Genomic DNA, 15,513 nt, shown 5'->3' with positions numbered 1-15,513 from the left:
CGACGGGTCGCCGCCGCGCCGCCTCGCGGCCTTGCCCAACCGCCGCACCGCCGCGCCGCCTCGCGGCCTTGCCGAACCGTCGCGCCGCCTCGCCGAACCGCCGCCTCGCCGAACCGCCCCGCCGTCGCCCCCCGGGCCCGGGGCGGGACGACGGGGGCCCGGGAGGCGGGGGTGGGTGAACCGGTGGGCTTCGAGGGCTGAGCGCCCTTGGGGCTACATGTTGCCCATGGGTTCGATGTCCACCTTCACCGGCGTGCCCCACACCCGCAGCACCTCGTAGTCGGTGAACTCGTGCACCAGCCGGTACGCCATCGCCGGGCGGGGCCCGCGCCGCTGGGCGGTCAGATACAGCTCGGCCTCCCGGCGGTCGTGGCGCGGTGTGCCGCACAGCTGCCACTCCCGGCCGTTCCACGCTTCCGGAAGCCACCGCTGCTGCGGCTGCGGCCGGTCCTCGCGCACGCCGTAGCGGGACGGCATCCGCTCCGCGGTGTCCACGGGCCGCGGCCGGCCGTACCCGCCGCCGACCTCGGCCCGCCGGGCCGCACGCCGCCGCGTCTCGCACAGCAGGCACAGGTCCGGCGCGCTCTCGTCCACGGGTCCCTGCGGGTGCTCGGCGCAGCGGGTCGTGGGCGGCGCCGACGTCACGCTCTCCTCCAGCAGGTCCAGCGCCCGCCGCAGATCCGTCTTCACCTCGTGCAGCTTGGCGTCCGGGGTGTCGGCGGAGAGCGCCTCACCGTGCTCGCCGAGGAGCCGGAGGGCGCGCCCGAGGGCGGTGAGCTGCGCGTGGTTCATGTACCCGAGGGTAGGCCGCTCCGGCCGCTTCGTGGGCGTGAGGGAGGCGGCCCGGGCCTCTGGGCGGAACGTGAGGTGCGGACCGTGACACCGGCACCTGCTGACCGGGCGGGGAGTCAGTCCCGGGCCGCCGCCAGGGCCGCGCGCAGGTGGCCGTCGGACCGGGCCAGCAGGCGGGCCGCCGTCGGGCCGTCCACGTCGGCGAGCAGGGCCAGGATCGCGTTCTTCACCTCGCCGTCGGTGGCCGCGAGCGCCGCCTCGATCTCCTCCTCGCCCGCCCCGGTGGCGAGCGCGACGATCCGGCGGGAACGGGCGCGCAGTTTCGCGTTGGAGGCGCGCACGTCGACCATCAGGTTCCCGTACGTCTTGCCGAGGCGGATCATCGTGATCGTCGAGAGCATGTTCAGAACGAGCTTCTGCGCGGTGCCGGACTTCAGCCGGGTCGAGCCGGTGATCAGCTCCGGCCCCGCGACGATCTCGATCCCGTGGTCGGCGGCCGCCGCGAGGGCACTGCCCGCGTTGCAGGCCAGCCCGATCGTCAGCGCGCCCCGCGAACGGGCGTACTCGACAGCGCCGACGGCGTACGGGGTACGGCCGGAGGCGGAGACGCCGACCACGCTGTCGTCCGGCGTCAGCGCCAGCGCGTCCAGGCCGGCGCGGGCCAGCTCCTTGGAGTCCTCGGCGCCCTCGACGGAGGTGACCATGGCCTCGGGGCCGCCGGCGATGAGGCCGACGACCTGGCCGGGCCCGGTGTTGAAGGTGGGCGGGCACTCGGAGGCGTCGAGCACACCGAGCCGTCCGGCGGTGCCGGCCCCGGCGTAAACGAGGCGTCCGCCGCGCGACATCCGCTCGGCGACCGCGTCGATGGCGACGGCGATCTGTGGCAGACAGGCGGCGACTGCACCGGGCACCCGGGCGTCCTCGGCGTTCATCAGCCGGGCGATCTCCAGGGTCGGCAACTGGTCGATCCCCGCGAGCTCGGGCCGAAAGGCCTCGGTGGTCAAGGAGTCGAGCTGGGCGCGCAGGTCGGGGGCGTGAGGGTTGGTGGCCATGACGAACGGCTCTTTCGGTCGGGGTGCGGATGTCTCACCGGAAGGGGCGCGGGGCTCTGTGCGATGTGCGGCTCCGCCGCGTGGGCGCGACCGACCACGACGAATCCGCAGCCACCCACAACGGTCGGTCCTACGGTCTCGGACGGCTCGGCTACCGCCGGTGCCGATGGGCCAACGCTTCGTACGACGCCGCCAGCGCCGGCCCCGCCGTGTCGTACGTCCGCTGCGCCACGCCCACGAACAGGCAGTCCACCACGAGCAGTTGGCTGGTCCGGGAGGACATCGCCGCCGGGCGCAGCTCGCTCTCCCGGGACGTGGAGGTGGTCAGCACATGGTCGGCGTACTGCGTGACATGGCTGTTGGGCCGTCCGGTGATCGCCACGGTGGTGGCGCCGTGCTCGAAGGCGACGCGCAGCGGTTCTATGACGTCGCCGGTGGAGCCGGAGTGGGTGATGGCGATCGCCACGTCCCCGGCGCGCAGCTGCACCGCGTTGGTGACGGCGAGGTGCGGGTCGCTGTGGGCGTGCGCGATCAGGCCTATGCGCAGGAGTTTCTGGGTGAGGTCCTGGGCGACCAGGCCGGAGGCGCCGATGCCGTACACGTCGGTGCGGCGGGCGGCGGCGAGTGCGGTGACGGCCGCGCCGAGCTGCGCGGTGTCGAGGCCGGCGGCGGTGTCGGCGAGGGTCTGCTGCTCGTCGTAGGCCAGTTTCGCCACGACGTCGGCGATCGGGTCGTCGACCGCGATGTCGGTGGTGATCGCCGGTGCGCGGCCGGACTGCTGCTGCGCGGCGAGGCCGGCGAGGGCCAGGCGCAGGTCGCGGTAGCCGGGGTAGCCGAGCAGGCGTGCGGTGCGCACGACCGTGGCCTCGCTGGTGCCGGTGCGTTCGGCGAGGCCGGTGACCGTGAGGGCGGCGCAGCCGGCCGGGTCGCTCGCGACGGCCTCGGCGACGCGCTGCATGGAACGGGTCATCGACGGGGCGAGCGTGCGCACCTTGGCGGCCAGCGCACCACCGAAAATTTCCTTCACATCCTGGCTCACCCCTGAAAGATATTTCCGGCTCGGTGCTCGGGGCAAGAGTGCGCACAATGGGGGCATGGATCCCATCAGCCCCCTGGAGCAGGCGCTGCACGCGGCCCGCGCGCGTGTGATGGCCGACCTGATCGCGCGTGAGGTCGCCGAGGCGGACGTGGTGTCGCTGGTCGAGGACTCGATCGCCCAGCGCCGCTGGTGGGTCGAGCAGTGGCCGGACGGGGTGGCCTACCTTCCCGGGCTGGTCGCGCAGGACGTTCAGGACGCGCTGCTGGAGCGGTACGGCCGGTGGCCGCTGTGCCCGGTGTGCGGCTCCGGCGACCCGCACGCCCTCGACGTCGAGCCCGAACTGGGGCCCGATCCGCACTGGGTGTGCCACAAGGCGGGGGTGAAGGTCGCCGCGGTGGGCCGTCTCGGCGGGGCCACGGGAGGGATGCGCTCCTCGTGACGGTGTACATCGACCCACCGATGTGGCCCGGGCACGGGCGTCTGTGGTCGCACCTGGTGAGCGATGTCTCGTACGACGAACTGCACGCGTTCGCCGACGCGTTGGGCGTACCGCGGCGGGCCTTCGAACGCGATCACTACGACATCCCGTCCCACCGGTACTCGGACGCGGTCGCCGCCGGCGCGGTGCAGATCAGCAGCCGTGAGGTGGTCCGGCTGCTGACGGAATCGGGTCTGCGCCGCCGCAAGGGCGGGACGCGGGCGTAGGCCCGCAGCCGGGGGGCCGGACCGCAACCAGCCCACTGTGCGACCAGCCGTCCACGACTGGCAGACGAACTGCCTCCGGGACCCGCCCCTATGAGGACGACCCGCGGCGCAACACGTACGCGAGCTGCGCGCCGTCGTCGCTGACCTGCGTGAATCCGGCCCGGGTGATCACCGCGCGGGAGGGCTCGTTGTCCCGGTCGACGGTCGCGAAGACCACCCGCACGTCGTCCCGCTCGAGCGCCCAGCGTGCCAGCACCCGCAGGGCCTCCGTCGCATAGCCCCGGCCGCGGGCGGAGGGGACGAGGTCGTAGCCGATCTCCACGCGGCCGTCCTCGTCCGGTGTGCCGTGGAAGCCCATGCCGCCGATCGCGCGGCCGTCCTCCCGCCGTACGAGGACGAACATGCCGAACTCCGGCCGGTGCACGCCCGCCTCGTAGGCCTGGGTCACCATCCCGGCCGCGTCCCGGGTGCCCTGGTACGGCCCGTCCTCGCTCCAGGTGAAGCCGCCGTCGCCGCCCAGGTTCAGGTCCCGCGCGGATGCGGGGCGCACGCCGGTCAGTGTCAGCCGCTCGGTCCCGATGACCAGGTTGTTGCGCCAGCGCCACTCGGTGACCGGCGGGCGGTCGGGCAGCTCGCCGCGCCCGGTGGCCCACAACAGGGTCGGCCAGGGCGCGGGGCCCGGCTTGACGTGCGGGAAGAGGCGGGTGAGTACGCCCTCGCACAGCTCGGCGGGCGGCTCGTAGGCGAAGCCGAGGCCCTCGGCGATGTCATGGGTGTGCAGCAGCACCTCGGCGACGCCCATCGCGGCGAAGCCCTCGCGGTCGGCGCTGCGGAACGGGTACGGGTGGAAGGCGCGCACCTCGGGCGGGGTGACGCGGACCGTGGTGGCGAGCAGGACCCCCATCGTCTCGATGACCTGGAGCAGCCCGGAGTTGTCCGGATCGCCCTCGAGGACGAGCTCGACGGGCACGTAGTCCTCCTGGGCGCGGCCCGCCAACTGCCCGGCGTAGGCGAAGAGGTCCTCGGCGACGTGGAACGCCGTGCTGCGGCAGTCCCACTCCAGCCGGCCCGCCTTCATCGCCGCCCAGTCCTGGTCCGCCACCGGCCGCAGCGCGGCGAGACAGCTCGCCACGGCCGCGGCCACCTGATCCCCGCCCCATGTCTCCATGAGCGGCACCCTAGGCGTCCGGCTCCGGCGCGGTCGACAGCATTTCCAGCTCGGAGCGGATGTTGTACCGGGCGGTCGCCTCCCAGTGCTCCTGCCCGTACGGCGTGCTGAACAGCCGTGGCAGCGCGAGCAGATGCCGCAGGACGTCCGAACGCCCGGCCCGGAAAGCGTCGTTCGGCACGAAGTGGTACTCCTCGCGCACGGCCGCGGTGTAGGCGGCGTACGCCGACGGCGGCGCCGCCAGGATCGCCAGGTCGGCGTCGCAGAGCACCTGACCGTTGCGGTCGTCGTCCGCCGGGTCGTGCCCGACGGTGAGCCGCACCAGCCGCGCCACCTCGGCGGTCTTCTCCTGTGAGAGCCCGGCCTCGGTCAGGGCACGCTCGGCGAGCCGGGCGGAGCGCTCCTCGTTCGTGGACCGTTCGGGCAGGTAGACGGCGTCGTGGAACCAGGCGGCGAGCCGGACGAGGTCGGGGTCGTCGGCGTACTTCTCCAGCGTGTCGACGTGGTCGAGGACCGCGGTGAGGTGCGTGAGCGTGTGGTAGTGCCGCTGGGGTTCCTGCCAACGCCGCAGCAGGGCGTCGGCGTACGGGTACGGATCGCGGGCGCAGGAGTCGTCGTCGCGTGCCGCGAGAAAGGCGCGCAGCCAGCGGGAACGCAGATCGTCGAGATCGGCCATGCGCTCATTCTCCCGCCATGCGCCGTGCGCCCCCTAGCGTGGAGACCATGACTACTGACGAACGTGACCCGCAACTGCCCGGACGGCTGCTGACCGCCGAGCGCGACGTGCTGATCCCGCTGCTGCGTTCCCGCCCCGACGCCGACTTCGCGCTGCCGACGGCGGCCTGTCCGGGCTGGTCGGTGCGGGATGTGCTGGCGCACTGTTCGGCCGCGCTGACACGGGTGGTGGAGGGCCGCTTCGAGCCGGGCGTGTTCTCGCCGGAGTCCAACGACCGGGACATCGCCGAACGCGCCGAGTGGACGAACGCCCAGGTGGTGGACGAGCTGGAGCGCGGCATGACCGAGGCGGGCCCGCTGATCGCGGAGGCGGGCGGGAAGCTGGACGCGCTCGCGCTGGGGGAGTGGGTGCACGCCGGTGACGTGCGGGACGCCTTCGGGGAGCCCGGAGCGTACGGCGGGCCCGGGCTGCCGTACGCCCTCGCGCTGCTGGTGCGGCGGACGCAGGAACGGGGGCACCTGCCGCTCCATGCGGACCTGGACGACGTCGACGAGCCGCTGCGGCTGGGCGCGATCGTGCCGGAGCGGCCGCCGGCGCGCTACATCGGGGACGCCGCGACGCTGGTCCGGCTGTACGCGGGCCGACCGGTGAAGGCGGGCGGGTACGAGCTGGCGGGGGCGCGCGAGGAGGAGCTGAACGTCTTCGGCTGAGCGACCGCGTTTCCCGTGATCCCGCTCGGCGTATCCTAAATTGGACTAGACCTGTAGCAGCCCGTCCGAGCCGACGAATGGGGTCCCATGAGCAAGCGCGCAGTCCTGGAGGTGATCGCCCTCGACCCGGCGGACGCCGTCGCCGCCCAGGCCGGAGGCGCGGACCGCCTCGAGCTGGTCACCGACATGGCCGCCGACGGGCTCACCCCGTCCGTGGACACCTTCACCGCGATCCGGGCCGCGGTCGACATCGACCTGCGGGTCATGCTGCGGCTCGCGGACGGTTTCGCGGCGGGGGACCTCGGGCGGCTGGTGGACACGGCGGGGGAGCTGCGTGCGGCCGGCGCCGACCAGTTCGTGCTCGGATTCCTCGACGCGCACGGCGGGGTGGACCTGGCGGCCGTCGAGCGGGTGGTGTCCGTGCTCGACGGCTGTCCCTGGACCTTTCACCGGGCCATTGACCACTGCGCGGACCGGGACGCCCTGCGCAAGGCGCTGGACGGGCTGCCGGGGCTTGACGCGTTCCTCACGGCGGGGTCCGCCTCCGGCGTCGACGCGGGCATGCCGACGCTGCTCGAGGAGGCGGGGCGGTACGAGCAGCGGATTCTCGTGGGCGGTGGGCTGCGGCTCGACCACGTCCCCGCCCTGCTCGCGGCGGGGATCGATGCGTTTCACATCGGCGGGGCCGCGCGCTCCGCGGGGTGGGCCGGGCCGGTTTCCGAAGAGGCCGTTCGTGAGTGGCGCGGGGTGCTGGACGCGCGGTAGCGCCGTGGAGGGTCCGGCCGGGGGCCGGGTGCGGGTCGTGTGGGGCCGGTCGCGCAGTTCCCCGCGCCCCCGAGGGGGTTGCAGATCCGTCGGCCCGCCCGGCCCCGCGCCCCTTGGGGGCGCCTTCTCTCACCCCAGCTGATCCGGCAGCGGTGCCGCGTGTGTCACGATCAGGCCCGAGACCGCCCTCGTCAGGGCCACGTACAGGCGCCGCAGGCCCGTCCGCTCGTCGGGCTCGCCGTCGACCACCGCCCGCGGTTCGTCCAGCACCACGTAGTCGTACTCGAGGCCCTTGGCCAGGGAGGCCGGGACCAGGGTCAGGCGGGTGTCCGGGGTGGTCTCCTCGCCCGGGGCGAGATACGTCAGGCCCGCCCCCGTCAGCGCCTCGGCCAGCGCCGGGATGCGCGCGTCGGCGGCGATGAGGCCGATGGAACCCTCGTGAGCCAGCAGTTCCGAGCAGGCGGCGACGACGTCCGGGGCCCCGTCGACCGCGCGGACCTCGAAGAAGCCGGGATTCTCCCGGACCGACGCGACCGGGGTCAGGCCCGGCGCGATGTGGGGCAGCAGCCGGGAGGCGTAGGCGATGACGTCCGTCGGCACGCGGAAACCTGCGGTCAGCTCCTCCACGACGGCGTCGGACTTGCCCAGGTGCGCCAGCGCCTCGGTCCAGCTGCGGGTCGCCCACGGCGTGGTGCCCTGCGCCAGGTCGCCGAGGACGGTCGCCGAACCGGTGGTGCAGCGCCGGCCCACCGCCCGGTACTGCATGGGGGACAGGTCCTGCGCCTCGTCCAGGACCACGTGCCCGAGGGAGTGCGTGCGCAGGATCAGGTCGGAGGCCTCGTCGATCAGTACGGCGTCGGCGGGCGACCACTTCGCCGACTTCGCGCTGCGGGCCGGCTTCGCCCACAGGATCGCCTTCTGCTCCTCGTCGCTCAGCACTCCCCGCGCGTGCTCGGCGAGGAACTCCGCGTCGGACAGCAGCCGCAGCACGAGCTTCGCCGGGTCGACGGCCGGCCAGATCGTCTTCACGGCCGCCTTCACCGCCGTGTTGCGGGCCACCGCGTCCTGCACCCGGTCGTCGGGGGCCTCCCCGGCGCGTTCCATCTGCACCAGCACCGCGTGCGCGATCCGCTGCGGCAGCGCCTCGCGGGCGGCACCGTAGCGGATGCCGCGCTCCAGCAACTCCCGTACCAGTTCCTCGATCTCGTACGCCGCCACGCGCCAGCGGCGTGAGCCGCGCACCACGACCACCGGCTCGGTGGGCATCGTGACGTGGGAGTACAGGGCACGCCGGAGCACCTCGGCCATCCGGGCGTCGCCCTTGACCACGGCGGCGTCCGCGTCGTCCACGCCCCGGACGTCCACGACGGCGACGAGGTCGTCCACCGTGGCCTGCTGCACGGTCAGCTCGCCCAGCGCGGGCAGCACCTGCTCGATGTAGTGCAGGAAGCTCTTGTTCGGCCCGATGACGAGGGTGCCGGTGCGGGCGAGGCGCTCCCGGTGGGCGTACAGCAGATAGGCGACGCGGTGCAGGCCGACGGCGGTCTTGCCGGTGCCGGGGCCGCCCTGCACGCACACCGTGCCGCCCAGTCCGCTGCGGACGATCTCGTCCTGCTCGGGCTGGATGGTGGCGACGATGTCCCGCATCGGACCGACACGCGGCCGCTCGATCTCCTGCTGGAGCAGCCGGCTGGTCCGCGCCGCCTCCGCCGGATCCGACAGGTGCTCGTCCTCGTACGCGGTCAGCTCGCCGCCGGTGTAACCGAAGCGGCGGCGCAGCGCGATGTCCATCGGGTCCTTCTTGGAGGCCCGGTAGAACGGCTGCGAGACGGGTGCACGCCAGTCGATGACCATGGGGTCGCCGGCCGCGTCGTGCACATGGCGCCGCCCGATGTAGAAGCGCTCCCCCTCCGCGCCCTCGGCCTGGTCGGCACCGGGCGCGTGCTGGTAATCGAGGCGGCCGAAGAACAGCGGGGTGTCGCTGAGGTCGGCGAGCGCCTTGATGCGGTCGTCGATCTGGCGGGCGAGTACCTGGGCGTTGACCCAGTTCGCGGCGACGTCGGTGATGTCGAGTGCCTCGACGTCCTCGCGCATCGCACGCAGCGCGGCACGGGAGGCGGCGAGGTGGGCTCGTTCCCGGGCCAGGGGGTCGTCGGCGGACAGGGGCACGGGCGTGGACAAGGGGATGCCTCCGGAAGGACCTGCGCGGGGGTGACTCCTGGACTTCTCCGGCCGGTTGCCGACCGGCCGGCGGCGCTCCCGGAAGAGGGGAGGCGGGCAAGAGCGGAGATTCTAGGCGAAGGAGCGGGGACCGGGCCAACGAATATCCGGTGCCGTGCCGACCCCTCTACGGTGCCGGGCCGCCCCATATACGGATCCGGGCCGACGCACATCCGGTGCGGTGATCCCTTAGGGGACGCGCCCCGCCCGGCCTAGGGGAAACGGACGCCCGCAGACCGACGACAGCCTTATGTCCGTAATCGCACCATGGAGACATGACCACAGCGACGTTCAGCCCAGCCCCCGGACGCCCTTCCGGCGCCACCCCGATAGCCGCCGGCCACCGCCACCTGCTCGGCGACGCCCTGCGCGCGGTCAAGGTCTACGCCCGCGCCGCCTTCGACGTGATCATCCTCGGTGAGTACGGCGAGGAGGCGGGCGTACGCCGCCGGTACGGACCCCGGTTGAGTACGCCGACACCGCCGGGGTGAGTACCCGAGCCGGTGTGCGGGCCCCGGCTCGGCGGCTTGACTCGGCCCATGACCACACAGCACGTAGCGGCCCGCCCGGCCCACTCGCCCGACCGGGACCCGCGGGCCTGGATCGCGCCGACCGTCGCCACGGTGCTCCTGGCACTTCTCGGGCCGCCCGCGGTCCTCTTCGGCATGCTGTCGGCCATGGCCACCGACAGCTGCGGCCCCGACGACTGCTCGCAGGCGCTGGAGACCTCGCTGACGCTGATCTACGGGACCCTCTCCTTCGGTGGCTTTCTCACCTTCGGTGCCTGGCTCACCGCCTGGCTGCTGCCCTGGAGGCGCCGCTGGTCGGGGCTGCGGGCCTGGCTGGCGGTCGCGTCCGTGCTGCCGCCGCTGTTCGTCCTGCTGCTGGTGTTCACGCTCCCCACGGGCTGACCGGGCCGTCCGCCCGGTCCCCGGCCGGGAACCTCAGGCGTCCTCCGCCAGCAGCTCGTCCGCGTCCATGATCCGGTACGCGTAGCCCTGTTCCGCCAGGAAGCGCTGGCGGTGGGCGGCGAAGTCCTGGTCGAGGGTGTCGCGGGCGACGACCGAGTAGAAGTGGGCCTGGTGGCCGTCCGCCTTCGGCCGCAGTACGCGTCCCAGCCGCTGTGCCTCCTCCTGCCGCGATCCGAACGTGCCGGACACCTGCACGGCGACCGTCGCCTCCGGCAGGTCGATGGAGAAGTTCGCGACCTTGGAGACCACCAGCACGTTGATCTCCCCGGCCCGGAAGGCGTCGAAGAGCTTCTCGCGCTGCGCGTTGGACGTCTCACCCTTGATGACCGGCGCGCCCAGGTGCTCGCCCAGCTCGTCGAGTTGGTCGATGTACTGCCCGATGACGAGGATCTGCTGCCCGGCGAACCGCCGCACGATCGCCTCGGTCACCTTCCGCTTGGTGTCCGTCGTCGCGCAGAAGCGGTACTTCTCCTCCGCCTCGGCGGTCGCGTACGCGAGGCGCTCGGAGTCGGTCAGGTTCACCCGGACCTCGACGCAGTCGGCGGGCGCGATGTAGCCCTGCGCCTCGATCTCCTTCCACGGCGCGTCGAACCGCTTCGGCCCGATGAGGGAGAACACGTCCGACTCCCGGCCGTCCTCGCGGACCAGCGTCGCGGTCAGACCGAGGCGCCGCCGTGCCTGGAGGTCGGCGGTGAACTTGAACACCGGCGCCGGCAGCAGGTGCACCTCGTCGTAGACGATCAGCCCCCAGTCCCGGGAGTCGAACAGCTCCAGGTGCGGGTAGACACCCTTCCGCTTGGTCGTCAGCACCTGGTACGTGGCGATGGTGACGGGCCGGATCTCCTTGCGCGTCCCGCTGTACTCGCCGACCTCTTCCTCGGTCAGACTCGTGCGCTTGACCAGCTCGTGCTTCCACTGCCGGGCCGAGACGGTGTTGGTGACGAGGATCAGCGTCGTGGACTTGGCCTGGGACATCGCCCCGGCCCCCACCAGCGTCTTACCCGCGCCGCACGGCAGCACGACGACACCGCTGCCGCCGTGCCAGAAGTTCTCCACGGCCTGCTTCTGGTAGGGGCGCAGCGCCCACCCGTCCTCGTGCAGCTCGATCGGGTGCGCCTCGCCGTCGACGTACCCGGCGAGGTCCTCGGCCGGCCAGCCGAGCTTCAGCAGGGTCTGCTTGATCTGCCCGCGCTCGGAGGGGTGCACCACCACGGTGTCCGGGTCGATCCGCGCGCCCACCAGCGGCGCGATCCGCTTGGAGCGCAGCACCTCCTCCAGCACCGGACGGTCGGTGCTGGAGAGCACCAGCCCGTGCGCCGGGTGCTTGTGCAGGGTCAGGCGCCCGTAGCGGTCCATGGTCTCGGCGATGTCGACGAGCAGCGCGTGCGGCACCGGATACCGGCTGTACTGCACGAGCGCGTCCACGACCTGCTCGGCGTCGTGCCCGGCGGCACGCGCGTTCCACAGCCCGAGCGGCGTCAGCCGGTAGGTGTGGATGTGTTCCGGCGCCCGCTCCAGCTCGGCGAACGGCGCGATGGCCCGACGGCACTCGTCGGCCTGCTCGTGGTCGACCTCCAGGAGCAGCGTCTTGTCGGACTGGACGATCAGCGGTCCGTTCACGCGCGGCACACACCCTTTCCACAACGGCCCAAACGTCCAGTGTGCCGCACCTCGGGCTCACTCGTCCGCGAGCTCCGCCACGCCCGTGATCCGGTGGAGGGGAAACGTGCGTACTTCGTCCGCGGTGTGGTCGTACGCCGTCACGAAGCCGCCCTCGACCCTGACCGGGGCGATGACCCGCTGGCTGGCGGCGCCCTCGGCGTTGACGAAGCCGATCCACACGGCCTCGCCGGTCAGGCAGGCGGCCTGCATGGTGGCGAGGGTCTCGGCGGAGGAGGTGCGCGGCAGCTCACCCGGCACCACCGCGCCCTCGCTCGGCTTGCGGGGCGCCGTGGAGGCGAGGTCACCGGCGCGGATGGCGCGGATCGCCGCCGCCAGCAGCGTGGCGTCCGGCACCGGCGGCCCGTCCGGCACCGGCTCGGGAGCGGTACGTGGCGGCGTGCGGTGGACGTCGGCCCGCGCGATCAGCACATCGCCCTCCGCGGACTCGGCGGCCGGCGCGAACCCCATCGCCCGCAGCCCCTCCAGCAGCGCCGCCGGATCGGCCTGCGTGGCCAGCACCGTCGGCGCGAGGCGCCGCAGCCGCAGCCCGGCGGCCCGCCGGTCGGCGAGGATCTCGTTCAGCAGGGCGTCGTCGTCGCAGCGCACATACGCCGAGGCGGCCCCCACCCGCAGATGCCCGTGCCTGCGGGCCACGTCGTCGATCAGATACGCCAGCGGCTGCGGCACCGGCGTACGCGAGTGCGCGGTGAGGAAGGCGTGCAGGTCGGCCGCGGTCTGTCCGGCGTCCAGTGCCCGCCGCACGGAGGCGGGCGTGAACCGGTACACGGTCGCACCACCCTTCGACTCCACGTCCGCGAGCACACCGAGCATGTCCGCGAGCGGCCGCTGCAACGGCCCCGGCGCCACGGCCGTCAGGTCGGCCTGCAACAGCACGTGGTCCAGCGGCTCGGGCAGCAGCGGCGCGAGCAGGCGGGTGGCGGCGGCGGTGGCGGCGGCCTGCTCACCCGGGGTGAGGGGGGCGACGAACCGCGGACGGTGATGGTGGACGGGCAGCTTGTCGCCCGGTCCCTCGGGCTCCTCCCGCGCCCCCTCCGTCACCGGCGCCCCCAGCAACGCCCGTCCGTGAGCCGACAGCGCGCCACGCCCGGTCACCCCGATCAGCTCGGCCTCGTTCAGCGTCCACTGGGCGAGCCGCGTCCGCAGATCCTCCTCGCGCCGCTGCGGACGCTCCCAGCGCAGCCGCTCCAGCACCGACCCGGCGACCGGAGCCGCGCCCTCCGGCAGGGCGGCGAGCAGCGTCAGCACCCGGTGCCGCACCTCGGGGGCCGCGGACCGGTCGAGCCCCGGGCCGAGCGCGGCCAGCGTCCGCTCCTTGGCGTCCCGGCCGCCGACGAGCCCGGACGTCCGTGTGGCCGCGAGCCACGCCTCGGCGAGCCGCCCCCACCGCTCGGCGGGCGGCAGCTCCCGCCACTCGTCGTACGCCGGTGTGGCCGCGTACCGCTCGTCGGCCTCCCCGTCGGAGGCGACCAGACCGGCGGCGTACGCCAGCTCCACCCAGAAAGCGGCCACGGGCTCGGAGACGTCCAGGGCGACGGCGGTCCGCTTGAGGTCGCGCACACTGAGCCCGCCGGCCCGCAGCACGGCGGGCCCGCCCTCGTCCCACTCCTTCAGCAGCTCCTCCACGGTCGCCAGGGCGCTCAGCGCCTGCCCGGCGGCCGTACTGTCCACAACCTGTGGACGGTGCACCGCTCCTGCGGCCACCACCGGCGGCACCGGCTCCGGGTCCCGGTGCGCCCGCCCGCCCCGCAGATGCAGGGCCACCTCCCGGGGCAGTACGACGGTCCCCGGCGCCGTCGGCAGCAGCAGCCCTCTGTCCAGCAGCCACCGCAGATGCGCCGCGGGATCGGCCGTGACCTGCCCGTAGGGCGGCCCCCACACCAGCCGCTCCAGCACCTCGCGCGCCTCCGCGGGGGCCTTGGACAGCAGGCGCTTCATCCGCGCGCGGTTGGTGAACAGGCCGGTCAGCGCGCCCACGGCGGACACCGAGTCATGCGTGGAGGCCAGCCCGGCGGCGGTGACGATCTCCTGGATCCGCCCCGGCGACATCCCGGCCGTCGCCTCCTGCACGGTCGGCCCGAGACCGGTCGGGGACGGATGCTGCGGGGAGGGGGCGAGCAGCTCACGGGCGGTGCGCACCAGCCGCAGCCGGTCGTCACCGCCCCACACCAGCGCCTGCTCGCGCAGCACACCGAGGGCGTGCGGCAGCGCGGCGACGACGGCCGCGTCCCGCTCGTCACCGGCCATCAGCCCGAGCAGCTCCTCGTACGTCGCCGGGTCACCCGCGACGGCCAGCGCCTGGGCGGTCTGCAGCGCGAACCGGTCCAGCCGCTCCAGCGCCCGCACGACGCTCGCCCGCGTACCGGCACGGGTGGCGAGCTGCGTGAGGTCCGTCGGGACGGGGGTGATCAGATCGGGACGGCTGCGCAGGAGGGCGGCGAGGGAGGCGTCCTCACGCCCACGGAGCGCTTCCGCGAGGGAGCGGGGTGCCGGAGTGTCCTCGATGCTCATCCGAACCACGTTAGCGGGTCCCCTCCGACGGCAGCCGGTTGCTGTGGCCGTCGGCGCCTCGAGGAACCGGGTGCCCGCACCGACCTCGAGGGGCGCGGGGAACTGCGCGAGCAACCACCCACCACCCGCGGACGAACGACCACCCCCGCGGGACGCGATACCTTCGTCCGACGGGGTTTCAGACACGCGCACCCCCGGAGGGGCTTCGTGGGGATCGAGAGCGACAAGGTCGTCTACGAGTACTTGAGCCGCGTCGGCGACGTGGCGCAGCAGCGTCAGCTGCCGTCCGCCACCCGCATGCGCCTCGTCGCCGGCCTGCGCGACGAGATCGACAAGCGCCGCGCCAAGGCCGTGGTCGACAGCCCGGCCGCGGTGCGCCGCATCATCGAACGGCTCGGCACCCCCGACGACCTCGTCGCGGCCGCCGGCGGCGCACCCGGTCCCACGCCCCCGTCCACGGCCGTACCCGAGCAGCGGGAGGGCGGCACCGGCGCCGCCGGGGCCGAGGCCCCGACGCGCCGCAGCCGGCTCGTCCCCCGCCCCCGCCCCACCGCCCCGCCGGCGGCCCCCGCCTCCGCCCCCTCCCCGCCCCACCTCGCGAGCGCCGCCGAACTGGGCGGCCCCGCCGTTCCCCCCGACTGGTGGCGCACGGACTTCAGCGACGAGGTCCCCGGCTTCACCGGCGGCGTGGAGATCCCCGACCTCCTCAAGCCGCCCCCACGACCGCAGCGGGACCAGCAGGACAAGCAGGACAAGCTGGAGGAGCCGGCCGCACCGGCGCCGGAGGCTGAAGCGGAGGACGACCCGGACGCGCTCGTGCGCCGCCGCCTCCTCGCCCGGCCCTCCCGTCGCTGGCGCAACCCCCTGCTCCTCCTCGCCGCGGCCGCCCTCGTCACGGGCGCCGTGCTCGGCAACGGGTTCGCGCTGCTGCTGGGCTGGCTGATCGCCTACGCCTCCCGCCGCCTGACCCGGGCGGAGGCGAAGTGGGCGGTGCTGGGCCTGCCGGGCGTGGCCCTGGCCACGGGCCTGGTGTGGCTGTGGGGCCGCACCCAGGGCCGCTGGGGCACCCCCATCGCCGACGGCCACATGAACGAGGCGATCGCCGGGACCTGGCCGTGGGTGGTACGCGGCGCGGCGGTGGCGTCGGCCCTGTTCCTGGTCTGGCGCTCACAGAAGGAACGCTGACTCGCCCCTGCCGTGCGGACCGTCCCGGCGTCCGGCGTC

Annotated in this window: 15 protein-coding genes; 7 read left to right on the top strand and 8 right to left on the bottom strand. The window is 73.9% G+C overall.

What is annotated here, in order from left to right; translation table 11 throughout:
* Positions 1-213: 213 nt before the first annotated feature.
* The 3 genes from ACZ67Q_RS23300 to ACZ67Q_RS23290 form a co-directional block, all read right to left on the bottom strand.
* Entirely contained in the window at positions 214-792 is a 579-nt protein-coding gene (locus tag ACZ67Q_RS23300; RefSeq protein ID WP_471185211.1) for a hypothetical protein, read from the bottom strand.
* Positions 793-908: 116 nt separating this feature from the next.
* Positions 909-1,844: an N-acetylmuramic acid 6-phosphate etherase gene (gene murQ, locus ACZ67Q_RS23295; protein WP_471185209.1), complete on the bottom strand. Its 936-nt coding sequence runs from the start codon at positions 1,842-1,844 to the stop codon at positions 909-911.
* 151 nt (positions 1,845-1,995) lie between these two features.
* Complete coding sequence (locus ACZ67Q_RS23290) at positions 1,996-2,883, bottom strand: MurR/RpiR family transcriptional regulator (protein ID WP_471185206.1); 888 nt, start codon at positions 2,881-2,883, stop codon at positions 1,996-1,998.
* Between the two features lie 55 nt (positions 2,884-2,938).
* Between ACZ67Q_RS23290 and ACZ67Q_RS23285 the strand changes: the two genes are divergently transcribed.
* Positions 2,939-3,322, top strand: coding sequence for a hypothetical protein (locus ACZ67Q_RS23285; RefSeq protein ID WP_471185204.1), 384 nt, complete (start codon positions 2,939-2,941; stop codon positions 3,320-3,322).
* Positions 3,319-3,588 (top strand): DUF4031 domain-containing protein, encoded by a 270-nt coding sequence (locus tag ACZ67Q_RS23280; RefSeq protein ID WP_471185202.1) that lies wholly within the window; start codon positions 3,319-3,321, stop codon positions 3,586-3,588. Before ACZ67Q_RS23285 ends, ACZ67Q_RS23280 begins: the two co-directional genes overlap by 4 nt.
* An 88-nt stretch (positions 3,589-3,676) precedes the next feature.
* Here the strand turns inward: ACZ67Q_RS23280 and ACZ67Q_RS23275 are convergent, their stop codons facing one another.
* Together ACZ67Q_RS23275 and ACZ67Q_RS23270 are read right to left on the bottom strand one after the other, a co-directional pair.
* On the bottom strand, positions 3,677-4,756 hold the full coding sequence (locus ACZ67Q_RS23275; RefSeq protein ID WP_471185199.1) for a GNAT family N-acetyltransferase: 1,080 nt from the start codon (positions 4,754-4,756) through the stop codon (positions 3,677-3,679).
* A 10-nt stretch (positions 4,757-4,766) separates the two neighbouring features.
* Complete coding sequence (locus ACZ67Q_RS23270) at positions 4,767-5,432, bottom strand: HD domain-containing protein (RefSeq protein WP_471185196.1); 666 nt, start codon at positions 5,430-5,432, stop codon at positions 4,767-4,769.
* Between the two features lie 47 nt (positions 5,433-5,479).
* On the opposite strand from ACZ67Q_RS23270, the gene ACZ67Q_RS23265 reads away from it, so the two are divergent.
* Together ACZ67Q_RS23265 and ACZ67Q_RS23260 are read left to right on the top strand one after the other, a co-directional pair.
* A complete protein-coding gene (locus tag ACZ67Q_RS23265) occupies positions 5,480-6,142 on the top strand; it encodes a maleylpyruvate isomerase family mycothiol-dependent enzyme (protein WP_471185194.1) in 663 nt (220 codons plus the stop codon).
* An 87-nt stretch (positions 6,143-6,229) separates the two neighbouring features.
* Positions 6,230-6,907 carry a copper homeostasis protein CutC gene (locus ACZ67Q_RS23260; protein ID WP_471185191.1) on the top strand — a complete coding sequence of 226 codons (678 nt, stop codon included), beginning with the start codon at positions 6,230-6,232 and terminating at the stop codon, positions 6,905-6,907.
* A gap of 129 nt (positions 6,908-7,036) precedes the next feature.
* Here ACZ67Q_RS23260 and ACZ67Q_RS23255 read toward each other — a convergent pair whose 3' ends face one another.
* Complete coding sequence (locus ACZ67Q_RS23255) at positions 7,037-9,088, bottom strand: HelD family protein (protein WP_471185189.1); 2,052 nt, start codon at positions 9,086-9,088, stop codon at positions 7,037-7,039.
* 314 nt (positions 9,089-9,402) lie between these two features.
* Between ACZ67Q_RS23255 and ACZ67Q_RS23250 the strand changes: the two genes are divergently transcribed.
* Both ACZ67Q_RS23250 and ACZ67Q_RS23245 read left to right on the top strand, forming a co-directional pair.
* The gene (locus ACZ67Q_RS23250; protein ID WP_361631488.1) at positions 9,403-9,618 is read left to right on the top strand and encodes a hypothetical protein; all 216 of its coding nucleotides are present in this window, start codon (positions 9,403-9,405) and stop codon (positions 9,616-9,618) included.
* A gap of 48 nt (positions 9,619-9,666) precedes the next feature.
* The gene (locus tag ACZ67Q_RS23245) at positions 9,667-10,038 is read left to right on the top strand and encodes a hypothetical protein (RefSeq protein ID WP_471185185.1); all 372 of its coding nucleotides are present in this window, start codon (positions 9,667-9,669) and stop codon (positions 10,036-10,038) included.
* Positions 10,039-10,071: 33 nt separating this feature from the next.
* Here the strand turns inward: ACZ67Q_RS23245 and ACZ67Q_RS23240 are convergent, their stop codons facing one another.
* Entirely contained in the window at positions 10,072-11,718 is a 1,647-nt protein-coding gene (locus ACZ67Q_RS23240; RefSeq protein WP_471185183.1) for a DNA repair helicase XPB, read from the bottom strand.
* 57 nt (positions 11,719-11,775) lie between these two features.
* Entirely contained in the window at positions 11,776-14,289 is a 2,514-nt protein-coding gene (locus tag ACZ67Q_RS23235; RefSeq protein ID WP_471185180.1) for a helicase-associated domain-containing protein, read from the bottom strand.
* A gap of 207 nt (positions 14,290-14,496) precedes the next feature.
* On the opposite strand from ACZ67Q_RS23235, the gene ACZ67Q_RS23230 reads away from it, so the two are divergent.
* Positions 14,497-15,474, top strand: a complete 978-nt coding sequence (locus tag ACZ67Q_RS23230) for a hypothetical protein (RefSeq protein ID WP_471185179.1) — start codon at positions 14,497-14,499, stop codon at positions 15,472-15,474.
* Positions 15,475-15,513 lie beyond the last annotated feature (39 nt).

The organism is Streptomyces sp. NPDC036813, from assembly GCF_055609245.1.
Note: the sequence above shows the minus strand (reverse complement) of the source record. Positions and strands in the feature narration are given on the sequence as shown.

Bases quoted from the DNA above. Each gene is read 5' to 3' on its own strand.
- ACZ67Q_RS23300 (WP_471185211.1), bottom strand. From the start codon at position 792: ATGAACCACGCGCAGCTCACCGCCCTCGGGCGCGCCCTCCGGCTCCTC.
- murQ (WP_471185209.1), bottom strand. From the start codon at position 1,844: ATGGCCACCAACCCTCACGCCCCCGACCTGCGCGCCCAGCTCGACTCC.
- ACZ67Q_RS23285 (WP_471185204.1), top strand. From the start codon at position 2,939: ATGGATCCCATCAGCCCCCTGGAGCAGGCGCTGCACGCGGCCCGCGCG.
- ACZ67Q_RS23275 (WP_471185199.1), bottom strand. From the start codon at position 4,756: ATGGAGACATGGGGCGGGGATCAGGTGGCCGCGGCCGTGGCGAGCTGT.
- ACZ67Q_RS23270 (WP_471185196.1), bottom strand. From the start codon at position 5,432: ATGGCCGATCTCGACGATCTGCGTTCCCGCTGGCTGCGCGCCTTTCTC.
- ACZ67Q_RS23265 (WP_471185194.1), top strand. From the start codon at position 5,480: ATGACTACTGACGAACGTGACCCGCAACTGCCCGGACGGCTGCTGACC.
- ACZ67Q_RS23260 (WP_471185191.1), top strand. From the start codon at position 6,230: ATGAGCAAGCGCGCAGTCCTGGAGGTGATCGCCCTCGACCCGGCGGAC.
- ACZ67Q_RS23250 (WP_361631488.1), top strand. From the start codon at position 9,403: ATGACCACAGCGACGTTCAGCCCAGCCCCCGGACGCCCTTCCGGCGCC.
- ACZ67Q_RS23245 (WP_471185185.1), top strand. From the start codon at position 9,667: ATGACCACACAGCACGTAGCGGCCCGCCCGGCCCACTCGCCCGACCGG.
- ACZ67Q_RS23235 (WP_471185180.1), bottom strand. From the start codon at position 14,289: ATGAGCATCGAGGACACTCCGGCACCCCGCTCCCTCGCGGAAGCGCTC.